The 25,454-nt window shown below is 60.0% G+C and carries 16 protein-coding genes; 6 read left to right on the forward strand and 10 right to left on the reverse strand.

Annotation, left to right across the window (positions count from 1 at the left end; translation table 11 throughout):
• Positions 1 to 102: 102 nt before the first annotated feature.
• On the reverse strand, positions 103 to 903 hold the full coding sequence (locus OR601_RS07435) for a hypothetical protein (RefSeq protein ID WP_265591571.1): 801 nt from the start codon (positions 901 to 903) through the stop codon (positions 103 to 105).
• Between the two features lie 219 nt (positions 904 to 1,122).
• Between OR601_RS07435 and OR601_RS07440 the strand changes: the two genes are divergently transcribed.
• Complete coding sequence (locus tag OR601_RS07440) at positions 1,123 to 1,581, forward strand: NanQ anomerase/TabA/YiaL family protein (RefSeq protein ID WP_168896944.1); 459 nt, start codon at positions 1,123 to 1,125, stop codon at positions 1,579 to 1,581.
• A 116-nt stretch (positions 1,582 to 1,697) separates the two neighbouring features.
• Here the strand turns inward: OR601_RS07440 and pheT are convergent, their stop codons facing one another.
• The 3 genes from pheT to OR601_RS07455 all read right to left on the reverse strand — a co-directional run bounded on the left by pheT (position 1,698) and on the right by OR601_RS07455 (position 6,451).
• On the reverse strand, positions 1,698 to 4,160 hold the full coding sequence (gene pheT / locus OR601_RS07445) for a phenylalanine--tRNA ligase subunit beta (protein ID WP_265591572.1): 2,463 nt from the start codon (positions 4,158 to 4,160) through the stop codon (positions 1,698 to 1,700).
• 44 nt (positions 4,161 to 4,204) lie between these two features.
• Positions 4,205 to 5,263: a phenylalanine--tRNA ligase subunit alpha gene (gene pheS, locus OR601_RS07450; RefSeq protein ID WP_136011971.1), complete on the reverse strand. Its 1,059-nt coding sequence runs from the start codon at positions 5,261 to 5,263 to the stop codon at positions 4,205 to 4,207.
• Positions 5,264 to 5,692: 429 nt separating this feature from the next.
• The gene (locus tag OR601_RS07455; RefSeq protein WP_136011970.1) at positions 5,693 to 6,451 is read right to left on the reverse strand and encodes a DeoR/GlpR family DNA-binding transcription regulator; all 759 of its coding nucleotides are present in this window, start codon (positions 6,449 to 6,451) and stop codon (positions 5,693 to 5,695) included.
• A 161-nt stretch (positions 6,452 to 6,612) separates the two neighbouring features.
• On the opposite strand from OR601_RS07455, the gene OR601_RS07460 reads away from it, so the two are divergent.
• Complete coding sequence (locus tag OR601_RS07460) at positions 6,613 to 7,389, forward strand: GntR family transcriptional regulator (RefSeq protein ID WP_265591573.1); 777 nt, start codon at positions 6,613 to 6,615, stop codon at positions 7,387 to 7,389.
• Between the two features lie 105 nt (positions 7,390 to 7,494).
• Positions 7,495 to 8,274 (forward strand): GntR family transcriptional regulator, encoded by a 780-nt coding sequence (locus tag OR601_RS07465; RefSeq protein WP_136011968.1) that lies wholly within the window; start codon positions 7,495 to 7,497, stop codon positions 8,272 to 8,274.
• 13 nt (positions 8,275 to 8,287) lie between these two features.
• Here OR601_RS07465 and OR601_RS07470 read toward each other — a convergent pair whose 3' ends face one another.
• Positions 8,288 to 9,337: a glycyl-radical enzyme activating protein gene (locus tag OR601_RS07470; protein WP_265591574.1), complete on the reverse strand. Its 1,050-nt coding sequence runs from the start codon at positions 9,335 to 9,337 to the stop codon at positions 8,288 to 8,290.
• 119 nt (positions 9,338 to 9,456) lie between these two features.
• Between OR601_RS07470 and OR601_RS07475 the strand changes: the two genes are divergently transcribed.
• Positions 9,457 to 11,895 carry a glycyl radical protein gene (locus OR601_RS07475; RefSeq protein ID WP_265591575.1) on the forward strand — a complete coding sequence of 813 codons (2,439 nt, stop codon included), beginning with the start codon at positions 9,457 to 9,459 and terminating at the stop codon, positions 11,893 to 11,895.
• 600 nt (positions 11,896 to 12,495) lie between these two features.
• Positions 12,496 to 13,497: a PDDEXK family nuclease gene (locus OR601_RS07480; RefSeq protein ID WP_265591576.1), complete on the forward strand. Its 1,002-nt coding sequence runs from the start codon at positions 12,496 to 12,498 to the stop codon at positions 13,495 to 13,497.
• Between the two features lie 236 nt (positions 13,498 to 13,733).
• Here OR601_RS07480 and OR601_RS07485 read toward each other — a convergent pair whose 3' ends face one another.
• From OR601_RS07485 to OR601_RS07500, 4 genes are all read right to left on the reverse strand, one after another.
• Complete coding sequence (locus OR601_RS07485; protein WP_265591577.1) at positions 13,734 to 19,475, reverse strand: SpaA isopeptide-forming pilin-related protein; 5,742 nt, start codon at positions 19,473 to 19,475, stop codon at positions 13,734 to 13,736.
• Between the two features lie 86 nt (positions 19,476 to 19,561).
• A complete protein-coding gene (locus OR601_RS07490; protein ID WP_265591578.1) occupies positions 19,562 to 20,506 on the reverse strand; it encodes a Spy0128 family protein in 945 nt (314 codons plus the stop codon).
• A gap of 12 nt (positions 20,507 to 20,518) precedes the next feature.
• The gene (locus tag OR601_RS07495) at positions 20,519 to 22,651 is read right to left on the reverse strand and encodes a hypothetical protein (RefSeq protein ID WP_265591579.1); all 2,133 of its coding nucleotides are present in this window, start codon (positions 22,649 to 22,651) and stop codon (positions 20,519 to 20,521) included.
• 453 nt (positions 22,652 to 23,104) lie between these two features.
• Positions 23,105 to 23,899, reverse strand: coding sequence for a sulfite exporter TauE/SafE family protein (locus tag OR601_RS07500; RefSeq protein WP_265591580.1), 795 nt, complete (start codon positions 23,897 to 23,899; stop codon positions 23,105 to 23,107).
• A gap of 195 nt (positions 23,900 to 24,094) precedes the next feature.
• Here OR601_RS07500 and OR601_RS07505 point away from each other — a divergent pair, with 195 nt between their 5' ends.
• A complete protein-coding gene (locus tag OR601_RS07505) occupies positions 24,095 to 24,355 on the forward strand; it encodes a PfkB family carbohydrate kinase (RefSeq protein WP_265591581.1) in 261 nt (86 codons plus the stop codon).
• Positions 24,356 to 24,432: 77 nt separating this feature from the next.
• On the opposite strand, the gene OR601_RS07510 is transcribed toward OR601_RS07505, so the two are convergent.
• Positions 24,433 to 25,284, reverse strand: coding sequence for a DeoR/GlpR family DNA-binding transcription regulator (locus OR601_RS07510; protein WP_265591582.1), 852 nt, complete (start codon positions 25,282 to 25,284; stop codon positions 24,433 to 24,435).
• Positions 25,285 to 25,454: the final 170 nt, after the last annotated feature.

The following is a 25,454-nucleotide window of genomic DNA, read 5'->3' on the forward strand; positions in this document are numbered from 1 at the left end:
CAGCGGCCGAGCACACATCCATCGATTCTTCATTTTACCTAATAATGCACCCTAATAAAGCCGCCGTACCCCTTTGTAACCTAGGAGGGCCAGGAAGACGCCTTAAGAAGCGGTGTTGTGGGCAGCCCCTGCCTGGTAGTCTTTGGCGAAGCGCACGGAAGGCTCAGGAAGCACCTCGAGGTTGGGGCGGCGGAGCGGCAGATCCGGCGCGGGGGCCAGAGGGTCGAAGCCCGCTACCTTGAGGCGCTCCACGTAGTCTTTGAGGCCCACCTGAGTGTCGTGGGTGATCTCGTCAAAGACGTCAGCGATGAGCTGACGGGGCAACAGCACATAGTCTTGGGACACCGGAGGCTTCTGAGCTGCGGCGACTATGTCCTTATCGGCGGCTATACAGACTTCAAGGTCGAGAGGGTCCAGGGCATAGTGGGGGTAGCGAGCCGCCTCGGCGAGCACCTGGGGCGTGAGATCCAGCGTGCGATGGATGCCCAGCGAATGACCAAAGAGATCGAAGTCTCCCTGCTTGGCGATGCGGGTCTTGTCGCCGCTGGGGATGTGGTGGGCGGCATTGTAGACGCGCACCCGCTGGTTGTAGTGATGGTCGGCCAAGAGGTGGGCCCAGGTGCCCAGCACCATGTCGTCCACCGGGCCATAAGCCATCGCAGGCTCGATCCAGTCGTTCCAAAAAGCCTGGGCGTCGGGTATGGGGATGGACACCGGCTGGCTGTAGTGAGTGTCCACATAGCGCAGCGTGTGGCCCACGGCGGGCACCATGTAACCTACGTAGAGGTCGGGCAGGAGGTTTCCCCACAGGTAGCTGTCCTCATGACGGACGCCCAGCTGAGAGGCGTGGCCGGAGTCGAGGATCTTCTCGGCAAGACCGGTATGTATGTTCCAAGACGGCATTAGGGCTCTTTCTTTGACAGGCACTGCACTCACAAAAGGGTAGCCGAGAATCGCTTGCCACAGGCGGCAGGCACCCGGGCAAGGTTGCAGCTTCCATGCGAGCTTCTTACCTTTAAGCCGCCCACAGGATCCGCCTGCATAATTTTTGCGCTCTGGGACGAAACTAAGGCGCTATTAGGGGCACAAGTCACAGGCGTTCGTCACGACCAAAGGAGCCTCATGATCTTTGCACCCCTCGACCTCTACGGACTCGACCCCGTCACCTCTGCCCGTCTGGACCGTGCGCTGGACTGGCTGCGCACGGTAGACCCCTCCACCCTGGAGCTGGGCCGAAACGACATCGACGGCGACGACATCTTCGCCAACGTCCTGCGCTTTGAGACCAGCCCCGCCGGCTCCAAGAGCTACGAGGCCCACCGCCTCTACCTAGACGTGCACTACGTCTTCGAGGGCACCGAGGTCATTGGCATCACTCCTACCAAAGACTGCCTGCCCCAGGGCGACTACAACCAGGAAGACGACTACTGCATGTACGACGACGGCTCCCAGGAGAGCTGGGTCACGCTCAAGCCTGGCGACTTTTGCGTCACGCCGCCCTATGACGCCCACAAGCCCGGCTGCTGCGCCGAGAAACCCGAGCCTCTCTACAAGGCCGTGGTGAAGGTAAAGATAGGCTAGGCTACCGGCGTATCCCCAGCATTCTCCCAGTTGGCGCCCATTGAAATCGGCTGCCCTCCCCTTGAGGAAGGCAGCCGATTTTTCGTGCCGCAGGTTGTGGCCGAAAAACGGCCAGGCTAATTGCGCACCTCGGCGCCCAGCGACTTGGAGATCTTCTTGACCAGCTTGTCCATGACCTTCTCCACATCCTCGGCAGTGAGGGTGCGCTTGGGATCGCGGAAGGTGAGGGCGAAGGCCATGGACTTCTTATGGGGCCCCACGCGCACAGGATCGCGGTAGACGTCGAAGAGGCGCACGTCTACCAGCAGCTTGCCGCCAGCAGACCCAATGCGCTGAATGCAGGTCTCATAATCCACATCCTCGTCCACCACGATGGCCAGGTCTTGCTCTACCCCTGGCAGCGTGGGGATGTCCTGGTAGGGCAGCATGTCCTGGGCATGGCTCAAGAGGGCGTCCTGGTCTATCTCGAAGGCCACCACGTCCTGGTCGATGTCGAAGTTTGCCAGGCTCAGCGGGTGGATGTTGCCAAGCCAGCCCACGCACTGCTTGCCCACCATGATCTGGGCGGCGCGGCCCGGCTGGAGCCAGGGGTACTTCTCGGGCGAGGCGGCCTTGAAGCGCAGGCGCTCGATCTTCAGGGCCTCTGCCAGCTGCTCGATGGCGCCCTTGCCGTCGAAGAAGTCCAGCGGGCGCGCCTTTTGGTCCCAGCTGTCCTTGTGCCAGGCGCCGCAGAGCACGCCGGCCACATGTTGGGGCTCGGCAGGCTGCGAAGCCTCAGAAGAACCGTAGAAGACGCGTCCCTGCTCGTAGAGGGCCACATTGTCCTGCCCATGGGCCAGGTTGTAGGCCACCGAGCGAAGCAGGCCCGGGATCATGGTGCGGCGCATCTGGCCCTGGTCGGCGGTGAGGGGGTTCAAGATGACCACCGGCTGGCCCAGACGCTCGTCGGGCATGCGCAGGCGCTCCAGGTCGCCAGTATCGGCAAAGTTGTAGGTGAGCGTCTCGCAAAGGCCGCTGGCGCGCAGGGCCTCCCCCACCATGTGGGCGTAGCGCTGAAGATCGGTCAGGCCGCCGGGGTGGTTGGGGGCGCCGGGGATGGTAGGCTCCACGCGGTCCATGCCCCAGAGGCGCAGCACCTCTTCTACCAGGTCGATCTCACGGGTGAGGTCCGGACGGTTGGTGGGAGCCACCACGTCCAAGTAAGAGCCCAGGCGGCTGGGCACCACCGAGCAACCCAGGCGCGCCAGGGCCTCCACCATGAAGTCATTGGGGATGTCGGCGCCGCACAGCTCCCTCACCCGAGAAGGGCGCAGGCTGATGGTCGCAGCCTCCACGGGCTCGGGATAGACATCCACCACGCCGCGGCAGACCTCGGCCTCGCAGCAGGACTCGAAGAGGGCGGCAGCGATGTCTGCCACCTCGACGCAGTCTGCGGCATCCACGCCGCGCTCGAAGCGGATGGAAGCCTCGCTCATGAGCCCCAGGTCGCGGCTGGTGCGGCTGGTATGGCCCGGCGAGAAGCAGGCGCTTTCCAGAAGGATGTTGACGGTCTTCTCGGTAACCTCAGAGTTCTCGCCGCCCATGACGCCGGCCAGAGCCACGGCAGCATCGCCGTCGTCGGAGATGACCGTCATATCGGGGGTCAAGGTGCGGTCCTGGCCGTCGAGGGTACGCAGGACCTCGCCGTCTGTCGCCGGGCGCACCACGATGTGGCGCTTGCCGTCGCGCTGGGTGAGGGTGTCCAAGTCAAAGGCGTGAAGCGGCTGGCCGGTGAGGTACATGACGTAGTTGGTGATGTCCACCACGTTGTTGATGGGGCGGCTGCCTGCAGCCACTATGCGGCGGGCGAGCCAGGCCGGCGAAGGGCCGATCTTGACGTTTCGCACCACGCGGGCGCAGTAGCGGCTGCAGCGCTCAGGATCGGCGATGGCCACGTCCACCAGGTCTTTGGTGGCAGGCTTGACCTCATGGGCAATGGCGGGCACCTCGATATGGGTGGGCTCGCTCAAAATGGCACCCACCTCGCAGGCAAAGCCGGTCATGGAGAGGCAGTCAGGGCGGTTGGGGGTGATCTCGCAGTCGATCACAGTGTCGGAGAGGCCCAGGTAGTCGCCGGCAGGCACGCCGATGGGGGCATCCTCGGGCAGCACCATGATGCCGTCGTGCTCAGAGCCAATGCCCAGCTCGCGGGCGGAGCAGTTCATGCCGCAGGACTCCACGCCGCGCAGCTTGCTCTTCTTGATCTTGAAGTCGCCAGGAAGCACCGCGCCCTCCATGGCCACGATGACATGCTGATGGGCCGCCACGTTGGGGGCGCCGCAGACGATTTGCAGCGGCACAGGGTCGCCCTGCTCGTCCACGTTGTGGGGCCCCACGTCCACCATGGTGACCTTCATGTGGTCGGAGTCGGGATGGGGCACGCAGGAGAGGATGTAGCCGGTGACCACGTGGTCCAGCGAGGCGCCGGTATGCTCGACGGCCTCTACCTCGGTACCCGTGCGGATAAGCTCAGCCACCAGATCAGAGACCTGTTGGGGCAGGTCCACCATAGTGCCAAGCCACTCATAAGAAACGCGCATGGATGCATCGCCTTTCTCGGTAGTAAAAAAGTTGGAAGGGGCCGTTAGAACTGGCGCAGGAAGCGCATGTCGCCAGTCATGAGCATGCGTAGGTCGGGCAGGTCGTAGCGCAGGGCGGCGATGCGCTCGGCGCCCATGCCAAAGGCAAAGCCGCTGTAGCGCTCCGGGTCGATGCCGGCGTAGCCAAAGACGTTGGGGTCTACCAGGCCGCAACCCAGGATCTCGATCCAGCCGGTGTGGTTGCAAAAACGGCAGCCGGACCCGCCGCACACCCCGCAGGACACGTCCAGCTCGCAGCTGGGCTCGGTGAAGGGGAAGAAGTGGGGGCGATAGCGGGTGGCGCGATCGGGCCCGAAGAGCTCCTTGGCCATATGGTCCAGCGTGCCCTTGAGGTCGCCGAAGGTGATGCCCTCGTCTACCACCAGGCCCTCGATCTGGGTGAACTGGGGCAGGTGGTTGGCGTCGGCGGTGTCGGGCCTAAAGACGCGGCCGGGCGACAGCATGTAGATGGGAGGCTTTTGGGCCTCCATGGTGCGCATCTGCACCGGGGAAGTCTGGGTGCGCAGCAGCACGTCGGAGACCAGCGAGCCAGCCGAGGGATTGAGCGGGTCTTCCACATAGAAGGTGTCGCGCGGCGAGCGCGAAGGGTGGTCTGCAGGAGCGTTGAGCGACGTGAAGTTGTAGTACTCGGTCTCTACGTAGGGGCCGGACTCGATGGAGTAGCCCAGGCCGATGAAGATATCCTGGATCTCGTCCACGATCTGCGAGATCAGGTGCTGGGTGCCCACATGGGGCCTGCGACCCGGCAGCGTCACGTCCACCGAGGACGCCTCGATGCGTGCCGCCAGCTCCGCCGCTTCCAGTTGGGCCTTGCGCTCTGCCAGCTCGGCCTCCACCTGGCGGCGCACCTCGTTGGCCAGCTTGCCCACCTGGGGGCGCTCCTCAGGCGTGAGGCTGCCCATAGAGCGCAGCACGGCTGTGAGCTGGCCTTTCTTGCCGGTTACCGCCACGCGCACGGCATCCAGCGCCTCCAAGCTCTGCGCCTGCTCGATGCGCTCGCGGGCGCTGGCAGCAATGCCTTCGAGCTCGTCGATCATCGACATCGATAAATCTCCCTTCTTCAAGAGCCGCCCCCTGTCGGAGGGCAGGTCTTCTCGGCAGCTTTAGGCCGCCTTTCCATGAAGGCCACCGAGGCAACAAAAAACCGCCCCTGGCCTGAAGTGTGAGCCAAGGACGGACGAATCCGCGGTACCACCTTGATTGACGCTGGGTGCAAGAGTCCCGAGCGACCACTCGTTGTGCCCGTTCCGTGGGCCAGACGGCTTGCCTACTGGGTAAAGATGCCGAGAAACCCTTGAACATCCCTGCCGTTAAGCTCGCAGCTGGTAGAGTGAACGCCACAACCCGTCGACCCCGGAGGTCTTCCAGCCTAGGACCCCTTCTCTGGTGAGGACGACACGCAGGGTCGCAACCCTCTCCGTCATCGCTTAGCAGCCTATGGTAGCACAGCTTGAGGCCCTTAGGCGGCCGGTCTAGTCTTCTCGGGGCACGCAGATGAGCTGCACGCCGGCGCCCTGGATGGCCTGGGCGATGAGGGGGTCCAAGCCGTCGTCGGTCACTACGCAGGCGATCTTTCCGGCAAGGCGCATGGGCACGACGCCGTGGCGCAAGAACTTGTCGGACTCGGTGAGCACGATTACCTGCTGGGCCTGAGCCGCCATGTCGAGCACCGCCTGGGCGCGCATCTGATCGCTGTTGGTGAAGCCTTGGTTGGGCATGTAGCCGTCCACGCCTATGAAGAGCCGGTCCACGCAAAAGTTCTTGGCGCTCTGGGCCACCATGGGCCCCACGTTCACCTGGGCGTCGTTTTGGTAGGTGCCGCCCAAAAGGATGGTTTTCGCACCTGGCTCGCGGCGCACGTAGCCGGCGATGAACGCCGAGTTGGTGACCATGGTGACGCCCATAGAAGCGCTGGCGAGCTCCTGGGCCAGCAGGGCGCAGCAGGACCCGGACTCCACCATTACCGTCTCGCCCGAGCCCACAAGGCCTGCCGCCGCTGCGGCGATGGAGCGCTTGGTCTCATAGTGGTAGGCCAGCCGGCCGTTGATGTCGTTGGGGTTGCCCAAGACCGCGTAGCCGTGCTCGCGCTTGATAACGTCGCGGGACTCCAGATCGTCCAGATCCTTGCGCATGGTGACCGAGGAGACTCCCAACTCTCGGGCCAACTGAGCCACCTCAAGGCGCTCATGCTCTGTGAGCAGTTCTAATATACGAGCATCGCGCTTGCCCATGTTTCTCCTTAGGACAAATCATAATTATATGCTCAGTATACAGGTTTCGTTTCTATGTGTTTATGCTTTCGTATGAATCTACTCAAGAAACCTACCTTGAACCTTGTGCAATCGCTGCAAAACCAGCTGACATGACAGTTTCCTTTCAGTAAAGTTGTGGCATGAACTCCATAGACTACATCAAACATCATTTTGACTTCGAGAGTCCTCAGCCACCGGGCATGCAGCTGGCCGTGGTGGTGGCCGAGACCATCAAGGCTGGCGTCTTAACGCCCGGCGACCCCCTCCCCACCGAGCGGGAGCTTTGCGACGCCCTTTTGTTGCCGCGCTCTGCCGTGCGCGAAGCCATGGAAATCCTGCGCACCTCCGGCGAGATCACCCGCATGGCGGGGCTGGGCACCTTTGTGGCCCCCTCGTTCATGCGCCGGCAGCTGGACTCGGTCTACGACTTCACGCGCTCTGTGAAGGCCGAGGGCATGGAGCCCTCCACAAAGGTGCTGCTGTTTCAGCACACTTACCCTGCAGGCTTCTCTTCTCGCACCCTGGACTTGCCCTTGGATGAGCCCTCGATTTTTAGGATAGAGCGCCTGCGCTATGCCGACGACGTGCCCATGTCGCTGGAGATAGAGCATATCCCTTGTTTGCGCTTCCCCGACCTCACCCAGGCCGATGTCTCAGGCTCCCTCTATGAGATGCTCGCGCGCAAATACGGCGTCCAGATTGGCGACGCCGACGAGTACTACCAGGCCATTCTTTTGGGCAAGCGCGAGGCCAAGCTGCTGGACCGCCAGTACAGAAGCCCCGCGTTCCGCATTGTGCGCGTGGTGCGCGACACCTCCGGCCAGGTATTCAACATCACCGAGGCCTTTGTCCCCGGCGATCACACACGCCTTGGCGTGCACCTCGAAGGGCGCACCCCGCCCCCGAACCTCGACTGAGCCCTAGCCTGGCAAGCTGAGCCAACCTCTCACAAGCCTTTGGCGCGCCATAAGCCTCTCACCGGATATACGGGCACCTGTCTCTATATATGTTATATATAAGGCATGGATACACTCGCCTCGATCGCCCGCGAGCTTTCTCGCGCTGGCGCTCGCCCCAACTCCTCGCATATCGCCGCCTCCCTGCGCGATCTCATCGACCGGGGGCTCTTGGCGGCCGACGACCCCCTGCCCTCCGAGCACGACCTATGCCGTGCTCTAGGCGTGGGCCGATCCACCGTGCGCGCCGCACTGGCATCGCTGGTGGACGAAGGCCTGGTAGTGCGCAAGTCTGGCAGCGGCACTTTTGTGGCCCCCGCCACCATGCGCCGCTCCCTAAACAGCCTCTACGACTTTTCTGGCGAAGTGAAAAAGGCTGGCATGACCCCCACCAGCCAGGTGCTGTCCTTCGAGTGCGTGCAGCCGCCCAGCGGGGTGGCTCGGGCCTTGCAACTTTTTGATACCGAGAAACCCACCTACCGCATTGAGCGCCTTCGCTTAGCCGACGACATCGTGATGTCGCTGGAAACCAGTTATCTGCCCTGCGAGCTCTTCCCCGGGCTTACGCGCGAGCAAGTGGCAGGGTCGCTCTACCGCGCGCTTCAGAAAGGCTGGGGCGTCGAAGCTGCCTCGGCTCAAGAGGTCTACGAAAGCGTGCTTTTAGGCAAACGCGAGGCGGCTCTATTGGGAAGGCCTGCCCGCAGCGCCGCTTTCAAGGTCACCCGCACTGCCTTTGACAAGCTGGCGCACCCCTTTGAGGTAAGCCAGGTCATCGCGCCCGGCGACCACACCCGCTATGCGGCTGAACTCAAGCCGGCTCACACCCAGTGGGGACCCCGGCAATAGGGCATATTCGCCTTTACACAAAGGCATCCACGCCCCGCTCCCTCAGCGCCTCTGCCAGTGGCTCAACATCTTTCACGCTCAGCTGTGCGACGCCTTCCATCCCGTAATCCCGGCCCAAAAGCTTGTATTTGTTTTCGCCAAACTGGTGGAAGGGCAGCAATTGGAGGCGGGGCTTCTCGGTATTTGAACGTCCCGCAGCCTGCCAGGCGTCGAGGATATGGGCAGCCAGGCCCTCGGCGGTGGCAGCCACTGCGCTGGCCGAGAGCGACGGGTCGATGTTGAACCCCGGGATCACCGGCGTGCGGCAGAGCACCTGGGCGCCAGAGGCACACGCGCGGCGCAGATTGTCCTTGATGAGCCCCAGGCCTACACCGGTACCTGCCTTGTGCGCCGCTTCATCCCAGTGCTTCACATCAAAGAGCAGGATGTCCATGGCGTCCAGCACCTGCTCGAAGACCTCCGGCGCAGCATAGCCGGTGGTCTCCATGGCGCAGGAGACGCCCTGGGCATGCAGCCGCCGTGCCGCTTGGCGCACAAAGTCGGGCCATAGGAGCGCCTCGCCGCCCGAGAAAGTTACCCCTCCGCCCGACTGCTCATAGAAAGCCTGGTCTTGAAGGCATTGGGCCACCACCTCATCCACCGATCTCTCGGCTCCCACCAGGCTCATGGCTCCCCACACGCAGGCCTCGGCTACTTGGGGCTGGCGCTTCTCGGCAGCAAGGCATACGTGGTCCACAGTTACCTGGGGCAGTCCACCCTCATCAAAGGCCAAAGTCACTGCCTGGCTTGCGGCAGCACAGCATCCGCAGCCTTTGCAGGAGCGGCCGTCCCACTCTAGCTGGGAGTAGGCCAACTGACTTTCGGGGTTGGCACACCAGGCGCAACGCAGCGGGCAGCCCTTGAGAAAGACCACCGTGCGAATGCCGGGACCATCGTCCAAGCTGAACTTTTGAACGTTAAACACCGGGGCTTTGAGCGGAAGCTCTCTTTGGGACGCGCCACCTCTGCGGACAGGTGACAACGACTCGATGGAGCACTGCTTCGTACCGGAATGAGGCTGCATGGGTCCTCCATATTAACTTACGTTCGAAAGTATTTCTTGTTTCGTCTGTGAGTTTAGACTAGACTTCGGGTTGTAGCAAGCGCTCGGCGCCCTTCAGGCCCCATTCACAGGAGGAACTCATGGCTTCTGCCGCATCCCAGCTTTTGGCACACTTTGGCTCGCTGACCCCTCGTATGGCGCAGTTTCGCGAGGAGGTTCTGGCCGAGCGCCCCTATGTGGACGGCGAGCGCGCCATCCTGTGCACCCAGGCTTACGAGGCCCACAAGGCGCAGCCGCCGGTGATGAAGCGCGCCTACATGCTGTCGCACATCCTGGACCATATGAGCATTTATATTGAGCCGCAAAGCCTTTTATGCGGCAACCAGGCCACCAAGAACTGCAACGCGCCGGTGTTCCCTGAGTACACCTTGGAATTCGTGCTCAACGAGCTGGACCTCTTCGAGAAGCGCGACGGCGACGTCTTCTACATCACCCAGGAAACCAAAGACCAAATCCGCTCCATCGCCCCCTTCTGGGAGGACAACAACCTGCGCGCCCGCGGCGAGGCCCTGCTGCCCCAGGAGGTTTCTGTGTTTATGGAAACCGGCCTCTTTGGCATGGAAGGCAAACTCAACGCCGGCGACGCCCACCTGGCCGTGAACCACCGCCGCGTGCTCTCCTGTGGCCTGCGCGCCTACGAGGAGCGCGCCCGCACCCTAAGCGCGCAGCTCGACCTCACCGACCCAGCCTCCATCGACAAGCGCGTCTTTTACAACGCCGTACTCGAGGTCATCGCCGCGGTGAGGCGTTTCTCGGCACGCTATGCCCAGCTGGCGCGTACCCAAGCCGCTGCCGAGAAGGACCCCCAACGGGCCGCCGAGCTTCTTGAGATGGCCCGCATCTGCGACAAAGTGCCCTACGAGCCGGCCGAGACCTTTGGCGAGGCGGTGCAGGCGGTGTGGTTCTTGCAGGTGGTGCTGCAGATCGAGTCCAACGGCCACTCGCTGTCCTACGGGCGCATGGACCAGTACCTGCTCCCCTACTATGAAGCCGATTTGGCAGCCGGCCGCATCACCCAGGATGAGGCGCTCGAGCTTCTCTGCAACCTGTGGATCAAATCTCTCACCGTCAACAAGATTCGCAGCCAGGCACACACGCTCTCCTCGGCAGGCTCGCCCATGTACCAAAACGTTACCATCGGCGGGCAGCGTCTGGTAGATGGCGAGCCGACAGATGCGGTGAACCCGCTGTCTTGGCTCATCCTGCGCTCGGTGGCCCAGACGCGCCTCACCCAGCCCAACCTCACCGTGCGCTATCACGCGGGCATCGACCCCGCCTTCCTGGACGAGTGCATCGAGGTCATGCGCCTAGGCTTTGGCATGCCGGCCATGAACAACGACGAGGTCATCATTCCCAGCTTCATCGATTGGGGTGTGGCCCGCGAGGATGCCTACGATTACTCCGCCATCGGCTGCGTGGAGACCGCCGTGCCCGGCAAATGGGGCTACCGCTGCACAGGCATGAGCTATCTTAACTTCCCGCGCCTGCTTTTGTGCTGCATGAACGGCGGCGTGGACCTTACCTCCGGCCGCCGCTTCACCAAGGATTACGGTCACTTCACCCAGATGAAAAGCTACGACGAGCTTTTGCGCGCCTGGGACAAGACCATCCGCGAGATGTGCCGCTACTCGGTGATTGTGGAGAACGCCATCGACCTGGCCAGCGAGCGCGACGTGCCCGACATCCTGTGCTCCGCCCTCACCGACGACTGCATTGGCCGCGGCAAGACCATCAAGGAAGGCGGCGCCGTCTACGACTTCATCAGCGGCCTGCAGGTGGGCATCGCCAACATGGCCGACTCTTTGGCCGCCATGAAGAAGCTGGTCTTTGAGGAGGGCCGCATCACGCCCCAGCAGCTCTGGGACGCCATTTTGGATGACTTCCAAAGCCCTGAGAACCAGCGCATCCAGGCGATGCTTGAGAATTGCGCCCCCAAGTACGGCAACGACGACGACTACGTAGACCAGCTGGTAGTCGAGGCCTACGACTCCTACATCGACGAGGTGGCCAAGTACCCCAGCACCCGCTACGGCCGAGGCCCCATCGGCGGCATCCGCTATGCCGGCACCAGCTCCATCAGCGCCAACGTGGGCCAGGGCATGGGCACAATGGCCACCCCCGACGGCCGCCACGCCCACGAGCCTTTGGCCGAAGGCTGCAGCCCCGCCCACAACCGCGACCTCCACGGCCCCACCGCGGTCTTCAAGTCCATCACCAAGCTGCCCACGCGCAAGATCACCGGCGGCGTGCTGCTCAACCAGAAGGTGAACCCCTCCACCCTGGAGAAGCCCGAGAACAAGCGCAAGCTCGAAGCCATGATCCAGGCCTACTTCAACGCGCTCCACGGCTACCACGTGCAGTTCAACGTGGTCTCCCGCGAGACCCTGCTGGATGCTCAGGCCCATCCCGAGAACCACCGCGACCTCATCGTGCGCGTCGCCGGCTACTCGGCCTTCTTCAACGTGCTCTCCCGCGCCACCCAAGACGACATCATCGCCCGCACCGAGCAGGCGCTCTAGGGCGAGGACGCTGCGGTGCACTCGCGCGTTGCACTGCAGCGGGAGGCGGGGGTGCACGCCGTGCAGCGCCAGACCGAGCTGCGTGGAGCCACTGGAGGCTCTTTGCCTGCCGGAAAGTGCGGCTTTGGGGATGTCCCATCTGCCGGAAAGTGCGGCTTTGGCACGAAAGCCGACTAAGGCATGGATTTCCAAGCCTTTGGCACGAAGGGCCGATAGGAGGTGGATTGTCGCGCTTTTGACATAGAACGCCAATAGGAGGTCTTTAAGCTGCCACAACTCGCGGATAGGAGGTAGATTGGGCTCAAATCTACCTCCTATCTTGGCTTTCTGCCAAAAATACCACCTCCTACGCGCGACTTGTGCCAACAGTCCACGCAGCTCCTACCACCAGTTCAATCTGAAGCAGATCCTTACCCCAATAGAAAATCATTTACTTATCTTTTTCTGACACTTTTCTGTCACAGCAATTGCTGCTTATGCATAATTTCTCATAGCGTTATAGGGCATTTATGTAGTCCCTTATTTAATGCGTCATCCCTCAAGTCCTCGTGATATCTTCCAGGAATGACGATAGTTCTGGCTGGTATAAGCGCGATCAACGTGTACCTCTCGCGCACTTCTCTCATCCCGGTACATTCGCAAAATGAGTGTGCCTTCATCCTCAACGAGTCCATAGGTTCCACTGCTGCAATTGCACAGCTAAAGACGCTGCCTTTCTATAATTCTGGAATTATTCCCTCAGCAGCTCTCGCCGGTGTTTCTCATGAACATCTATCTGTTGAGTTGCTTATTTCCTGCAAGGCTCACCGCCGAAAGCTTCCCCACCTCGTCAATCATCTCTGGCAAAGCCCACTCTTCCCCAAGGCGCTATACCGCATCAACACCACCCAGACCACCGAGCCGCTCTATGTAGTCTCCCCGGAGCTCCACTTTTTACTTCGATGCCGAGAAACCCGCGCCCCCGCTCAAGCCCTTCTGCTCGCCCTGCAACTTTGCGGCACCTATGAGCTGCGCCCCGACATCCCAGAAGGCTTCGCAACTCGCCCTGTGCCGCTCACCTGCGCGCAGTCGCTGCAAAACGCCGTGCAATGGCTTCCCACAGACGCCCGCGGCCAAAAGATCGCCCGCTACGCCGCATCCCTCGCGCTCGACGGATCGGCCTCTCCACGCGAGTCCGGCTTTGCCGCATTCGCCATCACTTCCCGAAGGCACGGCGGCGCCGGCCTGCCAGCTCCCCGCCTCAATTATGAAAAGTCGCTTTCTCCGCTCGCCAAGGCGCACCTGCCCCAACGAACCTCCATTCGCTACGACTTTTATTGGCCCGAGAAACACCTGGCCTGCGAGTACGACTCCAGCTGGTGGCACTCTGACCCTCTCCGCGCCGGAGCCGACGACCAGCGCCGCCTGGCCGCCCGCGCCCTCAACGACGACCTCATCGGCGTCGCCCGCCAAACTCTCATCAGCCTCGCAACCGCCACGGCGCTCTTCGACCAGCTGGCCCACATCCTGCAAGGCCGCGCGCCCCGCCCGCTCTCAGCGCGCTCCCTCACCTGCCGAGAAGAGCTCTGGCGCCTCTGCTTTGGCCACCACAGCTTCTGGTAGCCCGCGGTTTCTGATAGGCCGCCCACACCTGCTTGCTCATCGCGCTGCCGAGAAGACCCTCCACTGCATCCAGCTACCATCTCGCAGACCGTACGCCATCCCTGCCGAGAAGCACCACCATCTCCTCCATCAACTTGCCCTTTGTCGCGACACAAAAAACCGGCCCCGCTCCCAAAAGAGCGAGGCCGGTTCTCGTTGCAGGTGGTTGCCTCAGGCATTATTCCTGATGGCTGGTATTACTCCTGGTTGCGCTTACGCTTCACCACTACCAGCACGGTGGCGCCCACAAAGACCACTGCCACCAGACCCAGGATGATGGGTGCGATGTTGGCGGTGTCGCCGGTCTTGGCGATGCGGGTGGTGCGGTCGTTGTCCTCATCGGTGCGGGTGATGCGGTTGATCTCTTCCACATCCAGCCTGCGGTCAAAGAGAACCACGGTGGTGTCGTTGAGCGATGCGTTGCCATCCTCGGTGCCAGAGGTCACTGAGAGCTTGCCGTAGGAGTCGATAACAAACTCCACGTCCTTGGCCACTGCATAGCCATCGGGAGCGGACACCTCATGAAGGATATAGGGGGTGTCCACATTGAGCTTGGCGGTGAGCACCTCACCGGAGGCCTTGGTGGTCCACTCCTCCACCACCTTGCCGGTAGCCTTCTCAATCACCTGAAGCTTGGCGCCCTCCACCCAGTTGTGGGTATTGGTCTCCTGCTTGTTGAAGGTGATGGTGGTGGCTTCGTCGTAGACACCGCCATCCTTGGCATAGGTGTAGAGAGCGTTGCCGTCGCCATCCACCTCGGGTTTGGTGTAGAGGGCATTATCCTGCCCAGCCTCAACAGCATCAGTGTCGGACTCGTCGCCCTCAGTGGTGACCATGATGCCGGGCTCTACGTCCTTGGTGTCGGAGTAGGCCATGGCATAGCCATTGGGAGAGGCGTCATCTGGCACCAGATAGAAGTAGGGGCTCCTGAACTCGCTCACGGTGTGGCCAGCCGGAGCAGCGAACTCCTTGAAGTAGTAGAGCTGCCCTGCCTGCAGGTTCACGTCGTCAAACTGGATCCAACCGTCCTCGTTAGAGACCCCGGTGGCCAGCTTGATGTCATCCTGCGGGCCGTTGTTGACCATGAAAAGGCTGTAGGTGGCACCCTCTAGGCCGTTGTCGCGATCGAGCACGGAGGTCTTGCGCACCTTGAGGCTCATGCCACGGGCCTTGTTGGTCATGGTGGGGTGCCAGTCGGGGTCTGCCGACTCGGCGAAGCGCACGTTGGTGCCGTCTTTGTACTCGCCGTAGTACATGTCGGTGGCCTTGAGGCTGCCGCCCTCACGCTCCACCACCACGGTGAAGGTGATGATCTGGTCGCTGTAGATCACCGAGGGATCGCGATTGGCGTCCGGGTTCTCCACCACGCGGTAGCGATAGGTGCCGGGGGCGGTGAACTCGAGGCAGCAGGGGTCGTCCTCGGTGCCGGCCACAGGATTGGCGGCGTCGAAGTCCACCATACCGTAACGGTCGTTCTTGGCGGTGGAGATGACGGTGCCGGTGGTGTCGGTGTAATCCTTCACCTGGATGAGGTCAAAGGCGTACTCGCCCTCCTGCAGGGTACGACCCTCAAGGACCTTCCACATCTTGGGGTCTACCAGGCACTTCTGGTCTACCGCCTGATCACTGGCCGCAAAGGCGCGATAGGAGGCGAACTTTAGCGCACCGGAGGTGTTCACAAATTGCGGCACCACAGGGTCAGTAGCGCTAGGCACGCCATATTCATGGATGCCCGCGGTATCAAAGCTGTCGGCGTAGTACACCTTAGTACTCTTCACCTCGAGCCCGCGGCTATCGGAAGTCTGACCCACCTCGACGCGAATTACGTACACGGTGGGATCGGTGCCGCCGTCCTCAGAGAGCGCGTACCAATAGGTGCCCGACTTGGTGTAGGTGACAGGAGTGGCAAACTCCACTGCCTCCTCGCCCCTGTTGTTCACAGAGACAGAGCCGGTTACCTTCACCGCATTCTCGCCGGTGTCCTCAGAAGAGACCTCACCTTGGTTGCGGAGAAGATCGGCCACCTTGGCAGTGCTTAGCTCCGCATCCGTCAGGCTGCGGAGGCTCTGAACCGTGAAGTCAAAGCTTCCGGCCGTCTCGCCAAAGTAGATCTTGGAGGCCTGAGGCGTCCAGCTGCCACGGAGCTGCCAGCGGTTGGTCACCGTGTTGTTGGTGAGCGAAGGAATGGTCACGCTCACGTCCTGGCAGCTATAGGTCGTGGTGGTGAGGCTGGCATTGGCCATAGAGGGACGCTCGATGGCGGGAGTAAGGGTCACGACGACCTGATGAGCCTCACCGTCGGTGAGCATGTCCTTATTGGCAGAAGCAGCCTCGCGAATGTAGAGGTTGTTGTAAGTCTGAGGGGTACCCACCTTGTCCTTGAGGTAGGACTTGAGCAGGATCTCATCGGTTACCGAGAAGATCACCTTGTCGCTCAAGTGAGGGGTGACACCCTCGTACCGCTCGTTGCTGAAGGTGCCCAGGTTGCGGGAGCCGGTCTCGCCAGGGATGCCGTCCCAAAGCTCGAACTCGAATTTCTCCATGGGCAGAGGTGCACCCTCGGTGTTCTTGAACGCCTTGGTGATGTCGAACTCAAAGCCGGTGTAGGCGAATCCGGTGTTGTAGAAGATCGGGGTGGGCAGCTCGCCGCCGTCATCGACAACAGCGGTCAGGCCGGGCTTGCTCATGGACTTCGCGCTGTAGACGGCGCCCACCTGGGCAGACATGGACTTGCCGTCAGCTGCAAGCTTCACGTCCACGCGGATGACTGCCACGGAGGTGTCGGAGGCGATGGTGTCAGTGTCGCTGGTGGTCTCGCGCAGGGCGTACCAATAGGCGCCCGGCTTCTCGTAGGTGATCTCGGGGAAGGTCACCTCAGCAGTGCCGTCCTGAGTGAACTGGGTAGAGGCATTGAGCAGCAGCTCATCCTTGCCGTTGTCGACGATCTTGCCGTCGGTGGCAATGAAGTCATCAGAGCTACGCAGGTAGTTCTCGACAGTGACCAAATTGAAGTCAACGCTCGCAGGATCGAGCTGCTTCAGGCCCTGGAGCTCGAACTTGAAGAGCGCAGTCTCGCCCTGAGCTAGGCCGGTGAGGTACTTATTGGCCTTGGGCACAAAGGAAGTGCTCACGTCGATGGTGTTGGTAACAGTGGGGACGTCTTCGGAAGTCCACTCGTTGCCATCCCAGGTCTGCTTAGTGATCACAGGTTTATAGAAGGTCTTATCGTTATCGGCTGCGTTCTCGCTGTTTACCACACGCTTGGCCTCAGTCTTCACCGTGAGGACAACCTTGTGGGTCTTCTGGTCGAAGGAGATCTTGTCATTGTTGGGATCGACCTCGGTGACGGTGAACTCGTAGTCCTTGGCATCACCCAACGATTTGTCGATGTAGTTCTTGCCAGGGATCTCGAAGGTCACCAGGCCCTCTGCGTTGGCGGTAGACTCAGAAACCAGATCGCCCTTGGCGTCTTTGAGCTGGAAGGCGAACTTCTCGTCCTCGATCTTGAGATCGTTGTTCAGGCTGTTCTTGAAGAGCTTCTTGATATTGAAGCTCATGGACAGATAGGCATCGTCGGTGTTGTGGAAGACCATGGGGTCATCCGTATTGGTGATCTCGGCGATATCAAGCTTTCCATCGACCGACGAGGTCATGCGGTAATAGGTAACCGTGGGAACGATCTCGCGGTTCGCGGCAGTGAGCTCGACCTTCGCCACATAGACCGTGGGGTCGTAAGAAATGGCAGAAGAATTGTCCAGGAAGTTCTCGGTCACCTTGTACCAATAGGTCTTGCAGGCGTCGTAGGATTCCTTGGTGTAGGTAATGTCGCCAAAGCTCACAGGAGCCAAAGAGCCAGCAAAATCGCCGTTAGCAGCCTCGAGCTTGATGGCGCCAGTGCCGTCGTCCACCAGCTTGCCGGTGGAATCAGCCACGAGAGCATCGCCCTTGCGAACCTCGAAGGTCTTGTTCTCTACCGACGCCGCATCTAGTGCCTCAAAGGTGAACTTGAAGGCGCCAGACTTGTCGGTGGTGTTGCCGTTGTAGCGCTTCGTTGCCGAGAAGGGCACCTGTGCGTCCGCAACTTTGATCTTGTTGATGAAGGTGAACCCAGCGGCAGTCAGCTCTTTCCCGTCCACCATGGTTACCTTTGCAGTGGCGCCAATGACGGGTTTGGTGATGCCCATATCGCTCTTGGTGCCCTGGGTCACCTTAAGCTCTAGGCTGATGGAATGAGCCTCGGTGTCATAGGTAACACCTGGGACATTGCCCTGAACCTCGTGGAAGTAGAGGGTGGTGTAGATTAGAGCGCCAGGCTTCATGCCTTTAAGCTCGTTCTGGAGATAGGTCTGATTCTCTACCTTGAACTCCACCTGTCCAGAAGCATTGTTCTTAGCAGTGGCCAAAGGCTCGCCAGAGCACTCAGGGTTGTCAAAGAGCTCGAAGGTGAACTCGCCGTTATCAGGTCTAAACTGGCTATTTAGATCATTCTCCAGCATCTTGGTGATAGAGAAGTCGAAGCCCTCATAGAGATAGTTGGTATTGGTGAAAGCAGGCTTCTGGGTGTTGCTCACCTTTTTAAGCTCGCTATTGGCATCGGCAGCCTTGTAAGTTTCCACTACCTCTGCCTTTAGAGCCTTCTTGCCGTTCTTTTTGACATTGACCTTTACCAAATACACAGAGGAGTCGAAGGCGGTAACAGTCCTATCGCCGTCTGCCTTCTCTCGAATGCGATACCAGTGGTCGCCTTCGGCGGTATAGGTCATTTTCTTAAAGAGTTGCTCGACAGTCTGGTTTGTAGAGGCAGACTCATTCACAGAGAAAGACTGGCTGTCGCTTACACCATCGGATTTGATCTCTTGGTCCGCAATGGACTTGCCCTTCATTTCCTGAAGTTCAAAGGTGTAGGAGCCGGCAGGCAGACCAGAGACGGTCTTGGTGATTCCCAGCTGAGCTGCGCCCTTCACATTGAAGGTGTTGGAGAAGGGGGCGCTGCCGGGAGCCTTGCCGTCCACCTTCACGCTCTGAAGCACAGGCGTTTTTGTGGTCACTGGAAACGCCGCGGTGGGCGAGGTTTTTGACTGGATGCTGGAAATATTCACTGTAATGGTGTGAACCTTGGTGTCGTAGGCAATGGATGGATCGTTGCCTTTGACTTCGCGCGCATAGAAGGTCCAGGTTTGTGCGCCATCACCCTTGATCTGGCTGTCATAGGCGCCATGGGTGAGCGTGAAAGCGATTTTGCCGTTGGCGTCATTGGTGGCCTCTGCAACCTTGTTGGTGCAGCTCTTATCAGTGAAGAGCTCAAACCTATAGGCATTCGCCGCCATAGAGAGCTTGTCGCCCAAAGAGGTCACCAAGCTCTTTTGGAGCTCAATGTTGAACGCGCCGTACTCGACCTTGGGCACATAGTTGATCTTCAGGGTGCCATTACAGCCAATGCCGCCGCCGTGAGTCGCGCTGTAGTTGCCCGTCACAGTGACGTTCGTTGAAGGGGCTGCCCCTTTATAGGTGTTGGTGAGACCCACAGACTCGCTGGTCGCAGAGAAGGTCTCCCCTTTTTGGATTGTGACCGGCTCACCCTTCATATTGGAAGCGCTTGCACGGTAGCCGGTCCACACGGTATCCCCTGCTTGACCCATATCCGCACCCATGACCACACTGGCTCGCGTGCAGTAATAATCCATGGCCTTGTCTGCAGAGAATCTCGAAGCAGCATGGTCCCAGGCATAGACGTCGCCGGTAATGACGTTGTCCACCTCGAGGGAATAGAGCACGCTATTGGAAGGACGGCGCACCTTTTTGGCAGTGTTCCCATAGATCGCAGCACCTGTGTTGGCCTCGAGCAAGCCCACACCCATGCGTGCATGGGGGCAGCCGGCAATGCCGCCGCCCAAGCCATCGGCAGTATTGCCGTTGACCAAAACGCTGTCTACCCGCAATACGCCCTGGGACTCGATGAAGATGCCGCCGCCGCCCCAGGAGAAGGTGGTATTGCATTTATTGTTAGTAATGACACCCTTTTTGATTACAGCCTCAGAACCCTTGTTGTTGCCGTTTTGGCGGCAGCAATATACAGGCCACCACCCTCGGAGTACTGGCAGGAGTTGTTGGTGACTGTTCCGTTCTCCATAGTGAAGCCGCAGAGGCCATCCACGAAGATGCCGCCACCGGCAGAATGCACGTTGTTGTTGGTGATGGTGCCACTCTTAAAAATGAAGGTGGCGTTGCCATAATCTTTATGGGTACGACGAACAAGCACGCCGCCGCCACACTTCAAATAACGCTGGTTACCGGATCCATCGTAGGTGGTATGCCTGAGCTCCGAACCTGAACCGTTGGTGAGCGTAGGCCCGTCAAGGGTGAGATGACTGACTTTGCTGCTGTCCTTAGTGCCCTCGACAATAATGACAGAGCCTTGCTTGTTGCCATTAATGGTGCCTTTGCCGTTTACGGTTACCTTGGCACCACCAGAGATTTCAATACGGCCATAGAAGGTGACGCCGTCCTTGACAGTAAGCGTATAGGTGCCTGCTTTGTCGTACTTGATGACCTTGAAGCCAGCAGCCGTATTAGAGCTCGAGATCTCCTGGCTCTTATTGTCCTGCAGCTGGGCAGGCGCCACGCGCGCAGGGCCAGCTGCCGCAGTATCGACAGCAGCAGCGGCGACCTCCGGGGCTTGCTCGAGCGCAAGCTCCTTCTCAGGAGCAGCATCCTCCTGAGAAGGGGCGTCCTGCTCGGCAGCAGGGGCATCGCTGTCAGCAGCGTCGTCAGCTGCAGGATCTGAGGTGGGGTTCTCGGCATCGACCTGCACCAGGTCCTCGTCGGAGATCACCACGGGAGCGGTGTCGATGTTGAGGTCCTGCTCGGCGTAGGCCAGAGGCGCCACCGGCGTGGAGGTGACCACCATGACAAAGGAGAGCGCGAAGGCGAGAATCCTTTTGAGCAGCATGTTCTTAGAAGTGTTGTTCATAGTCTCCATCCCCTAAGCGTTCTTGGTGCCGGAGGCATCGGCGTTCTTCTTGCGCTTGAAGATGAAGAAGAACAGCAGGGCCAAAAGTGCAGCGAGACCTGCGATGGAGCCCGCCATGACGGCCGGGTTTTGGAAGCCGGCGGCCAGGGGGTTCGCGTCGTCGTCAATGCGCTGCTCGGCGGTGGACTGGCCCTCGGGGGAAGCCAGAGGGTTGCCGTCGTCGTTGATGATGGTGGTGGCGTCGCCGGGAGCTACGCCGGCGTCAGTGGCAGGCAAAGCTGCACCGGTAGCGGCAGCGGCGATAGGAGCTGCGGTGATACCGCCACCCGCAGTGCCAGCAGCTGCGGCACGAGGGGTCTCGATGATCTGAGTGCGCTGAATGGTCACGTTGGCATTGAGCTGGTCGTTCACGTTGCGGTAGTAGACCGTGTAGACGCGGGTGGGCGAATAGAAGGCATGGCGAATGCCGGACTCCTGGCCAGGCAGGCGCACATAGCGCTCGCCGTCCTCTGCCGAGAAGTTCTCATCTCCCACTACTGTGAGGAAGTCGGTCATCTCGGGATTCACCGGGTAGGTGTCGGTCTTGAGGATGGCACCGGTGGCAATGTCTTGATAGCGCACCTGGATGTCGTAGCCCGCGCCAGGCACGTAGTCCTCGGGCACGTAGTAGACGTAGACCATGAGGTCTTTGCCGGTGGTGAGGTCGTCCCACTTATAAGAGATAGCCTGAGTGTTGGAGGCGGCGGGCACATAGGTGGCGCCGTTGTGCTCGAAGGAAGCCGGCTCGTAGATGAAGTCTTGATCGGGAGTCACCAGGCCAGACTTGCGACCGATCTCGGTGGCGTTGGTGCCGTCGATCTCCACCACGGTAAAGGTGGCCTCTTTGGTGTCCTCGGAGGAGCTATAGAGGGCGTGGAGCACGCGATGACCGTTGGCGTCCTGGTCAAAGAGGGCCTCGGAGAGGTCGCCGGTGAGCACCAGGGGATTGCTCCACTCGTGATCAACGCGAGCCGTGCTGTTGCCCTCAACGCCGGTGAAGCTGTAGAAGGCGACGCCCTCGGAGCGGCTGGCTGCACTGGAGAAGGAAAGCGGCAGCGAATACTGGTAGCCAGCGCCATGAATGTCGACGGAGTCGGTCCAGAGCACCTGGTTGGGGCCATTGCTATTCTCGGCCTCATAGCTGATGGTGAGCTGGTAGGCGTTGGCTTGAGCCATGTCTTCCACCGCCACCACGCGCACGGTGACGTTGGGCTGGGCTACGGTAAGACGTTTGGTGGAACCCAGCGAGGAGAGCGTGCGGTAATACTGGCCGTTGGAGAAGAAGGACTGGTCGATGGGAACATCCAAGCCCTCGCCCTCGATGCCGGCGAACGACTCGGTGCGCACGATGTCGCCCTCGTCGGTCTTATAGATGACGGTGCCGGTGACCGCATCGGTCGCAGTCTTCTCATAGGTGGCTACAAAGGCGTTGAGATTCTCGTCGAACGCATTGTCGACCTTCTTCTCGCCGACGCGCTGGAGCCCGTAGGCGTTGCGGCCGCCATCGGCTTCTTTATAGATGGTGTTGCCTACGCCAAGATTCTTTGAGACGTCCCGCTCAGTCTTATTGGCGGTGCGGATGCCGAGAAGCACATAACCCTCATCCTCAACTTGACCCTCAGATGTAAGGTGTCCATAGACGGGGTAGACAGTGCCCTCATAGAGGGGATCCCCGTTGCGCTGGGCGTCCCACACCGCGATTTGGTAGCGGGTCGTGGTAGTGGCGGAACCATAGAGCTCCTCGGGCGTGGCATCCTCCAGCGCCAGAGACAGAATGTGCGAGAGCGCCACACCATTCTCGGGGGCAGGACCGTTTGTGTGCGCCTGACCGAGATCGTACTTCTGGCGATAGGAAAGATAGGTCTGCTGACCGCCCTCATCCTTGATCACATCTATATAGAGCGGCTCGCCTTGGTGGTCTCCGATGCGGATGAGCTCCCACTCTGTGGCAGTGGTTTCCAAAGAATCGGTGCCTCGCACATTGGTCTGCATGGCGACTTCATCGGCCAGCGCCGAGAGCGGGAAGCCCAGGGTTCCCAAGATGCAGATCACGGCCATGAAGACCGCCAGCGTAGCCCGCGTGCTTCGCTGAATGAAAGTACGCATAGGTTCCTCCGTCTATCATCCACGGCTCTAGTCCGGCCGCAGAACTTCCTTCAGTAGGCTGCTTAGACGATCTATTAGAGTGCGAGATCCTCTAAATTCAGAGTTATTGCAGCTTATTTTATGATTAGGTTAATAAACGAATCGCGAGAAATCAATCTATTCTTGAAAATATGCCACGTAATATATATGCATCTGTTTTACTTATTACGCTATCTACCAGGTATTTTATGTTTTTTATCGCGTATGATTATCTATTTCAATAGTTATGTATTAGGTGGCATATTTACTTATTATCATTCTATTTAGATATATGTAACTTGGAGCATTTTGGTGTTTTATTTAGGGTCTTATTGATGCAGACGAAACTGAGGCACACGAAAACCTATCCCGTATACCGTTCATCTGTTTTTATATAGATGTACATAGATCCATTAATCAGCTCTATAGTTCACGTTATATCGCAGCAAATCTTATAAAATTCGCGATGGTTATGCCCATTATGACAACCAGAAGCCCAATTAACATCCTGTCCACTATTTCGTTGGAAAGCTGCGCGTTAAGGGTGCGCCCACCAGCCGCACCGGCAATGCCAAAGCCCACCATGCCCAGGAAAAGCAGCGGGTCGATCCCCGAAAGATCCTGAGTGAAAAGCGACATCAGCGTGGCTGCGGTCTGGGAGTACAAGATGATGTAAAGGGAAGCCTGAGCAGCGTCCTTGCTGGTCATGGCAAAAAAGAACGTCATGGCGACGATATTGACCGGGCCTCCGCCAATGCCCAAAAAGGCAGAGATCGCACCCAGTCCCACCCCAACCAGAGCTCCCGCCCACCAGCCGGACAGATGGCATTCGCGCACTTCATCCTCATCTCGCCTAAGCGTATAGACGATGGTGAACAGACATACCGCAAACAGAGCCGCCGCCTGCGTGCACCCCACGATGCGCGGATAGGGAAAGGCCGTGCTCAATACCGAGAAAAGCTGCTTTCCCGCAAGACCACCTACCACAGCTCCTACCGCTACAGAAGTATCAACCTTAGCTTCAGCCCTAAGGTTTCCCTTGGCACGGGCTCGCAGCACCGAATAGAGAGCCATGGCAAGCACCGTGCACCCAGAAAGAAAGCTCACCTGGGCCACATCCATATGGCCAAAGAGGTCCAGTGCCGGCTTGATGATGACGCCGCCGCCTAGGCCGCAAATGGAGCCGACAAAACATGCCGCAAGGCAGATGGGCCAGATGATCCAATACATGGGGGGCTTTCCGGTAGGAGGGGCAAGGGTTTCTCGGCTTTTTTACCCACACTGGCCTATGGCAAAAGCCAGGAGAGCGTCTCTTTGAGACGTCTGCCTGACCTTGAAGAACTCGCAGGTTGTCGCAGTTGGCTAATCGTGATAGCAGCCCTCATCCCACTTCACCAAGAACTCGTCGAAGAAGTCGGGGGCTGCTTGGGCTTCAGCGTCGCCCTGCCAAACGACGTCGATCGAGGCGTCGCCCCGCACATCCAGGTAGTAAATCCTGTGGGTTCCGGAGATACCCTGATGGGCGCCTTCGCCGTGGCACTGGAGCGCACCATGGATGACGCCTGTGCCCTCGCCTTTGCCATGGCCGCCGCCACTGCCAACTGCCTCTCCCCCGCTACCGGCAACTTTGATCCTCAGGTGGCGCAGGAAGTGCGCAATCAGGTGAAAGTCCACAGGCTCGCCTAGAGGCGGGCGCCTGCTGGCCCAGCCCCTCGGCCCCGCAGGCCACCTTGCCGAGAAACCCTTCCCTTCCGCTTCCCTGACTAGCCCTGAGCCAGGATAAGCTGAGCTTCCGGTGCTTGCTCTTGAAGCTCTGTGGCCAGAAGGCCGCCAGGATCGCTGTCAGTCACTACCGCATCCACGTGAGCCAGAGTATCTACCAGCAGCAATCCCGGCGCGTTCACCTTGGTGGCATCCATGAGCACCACTGTGCGGGCGGCGCAGGAGAGCATGGCCCGCTTGATCTGAGCCATGGGGGCGAAGTTGGTCATAAGGCCGCGACCGGGCACATAGCTGGTAGGGCATACAAAGGAGATCTGGGGGTGCAAAAGCGCCAAGGCCTGCTCTGTCATGGGGCCGTAGGTGTAGCGGTGGCCTTTGCGCAGCTCGCCGCCCAGCAAGATGACATCCAGAGACGGCATGGAGCGGTCGATGAAATCCGCCACCGTAAAGTCGCAGGTCACCACCGTCACCTCGTTGCAGCCCCCCAGCGCGCGCACCAACTCCAGCGCCGTAGTGCCCGAGTCCACCAGCACGGAGTCGCCGTCTGACACCATGGCTGCCGCCGTGCGGCCAATGGCCTGCTTGGCCTCGACGTTCACGTTCACACGCTGGTCCTGGATAGACACCGTGAGCGCCCGCGAGAGCGACACCGCACCGCCATGGGTGCGCCGCAGGCGCCCCGCCGCCTCAAGTTCATCCAAGTCCGAGCGCACCGTCACCCGCGACACTCCAAAGAGTTTCGCGAGGTCAGTCACCTGCACCGAAGCCTCGCGCCCCAATAGGTCCATGATGGCAGCGCGGCGTTCCTCGGCAAAAGAATGTCCCGAGCCATGAGTGGAACCAGGTGTCGCGGGGTCGGGCAACGAAGTGTCATTGGGAGCAGGGGCGGTCATAAGAGCTTTCCTTTGCGAAGGTTCTGTGAACCCTTATCTTTCTTTATTTTGCATTTTAGCAAGGATTCGACTTTCTTTTAGCTTCCACAGCAAGATTTCGTCACAGCCGGAAGGAACCTTAGCTTTCATTGACGGCCACTGGCGTTTCGTTTGCTTGCTGAGAAACCCCT

The organism is Leptogranulimonas caecicola, from assembly GCF_023168405.1.
Lineage (GTDB): Bacteria > Actinomycetota > Coriobacteriia > Coriobacteriales > Atopobiaceae > Leptogranulimonas > Leptogranulimonas caecicola.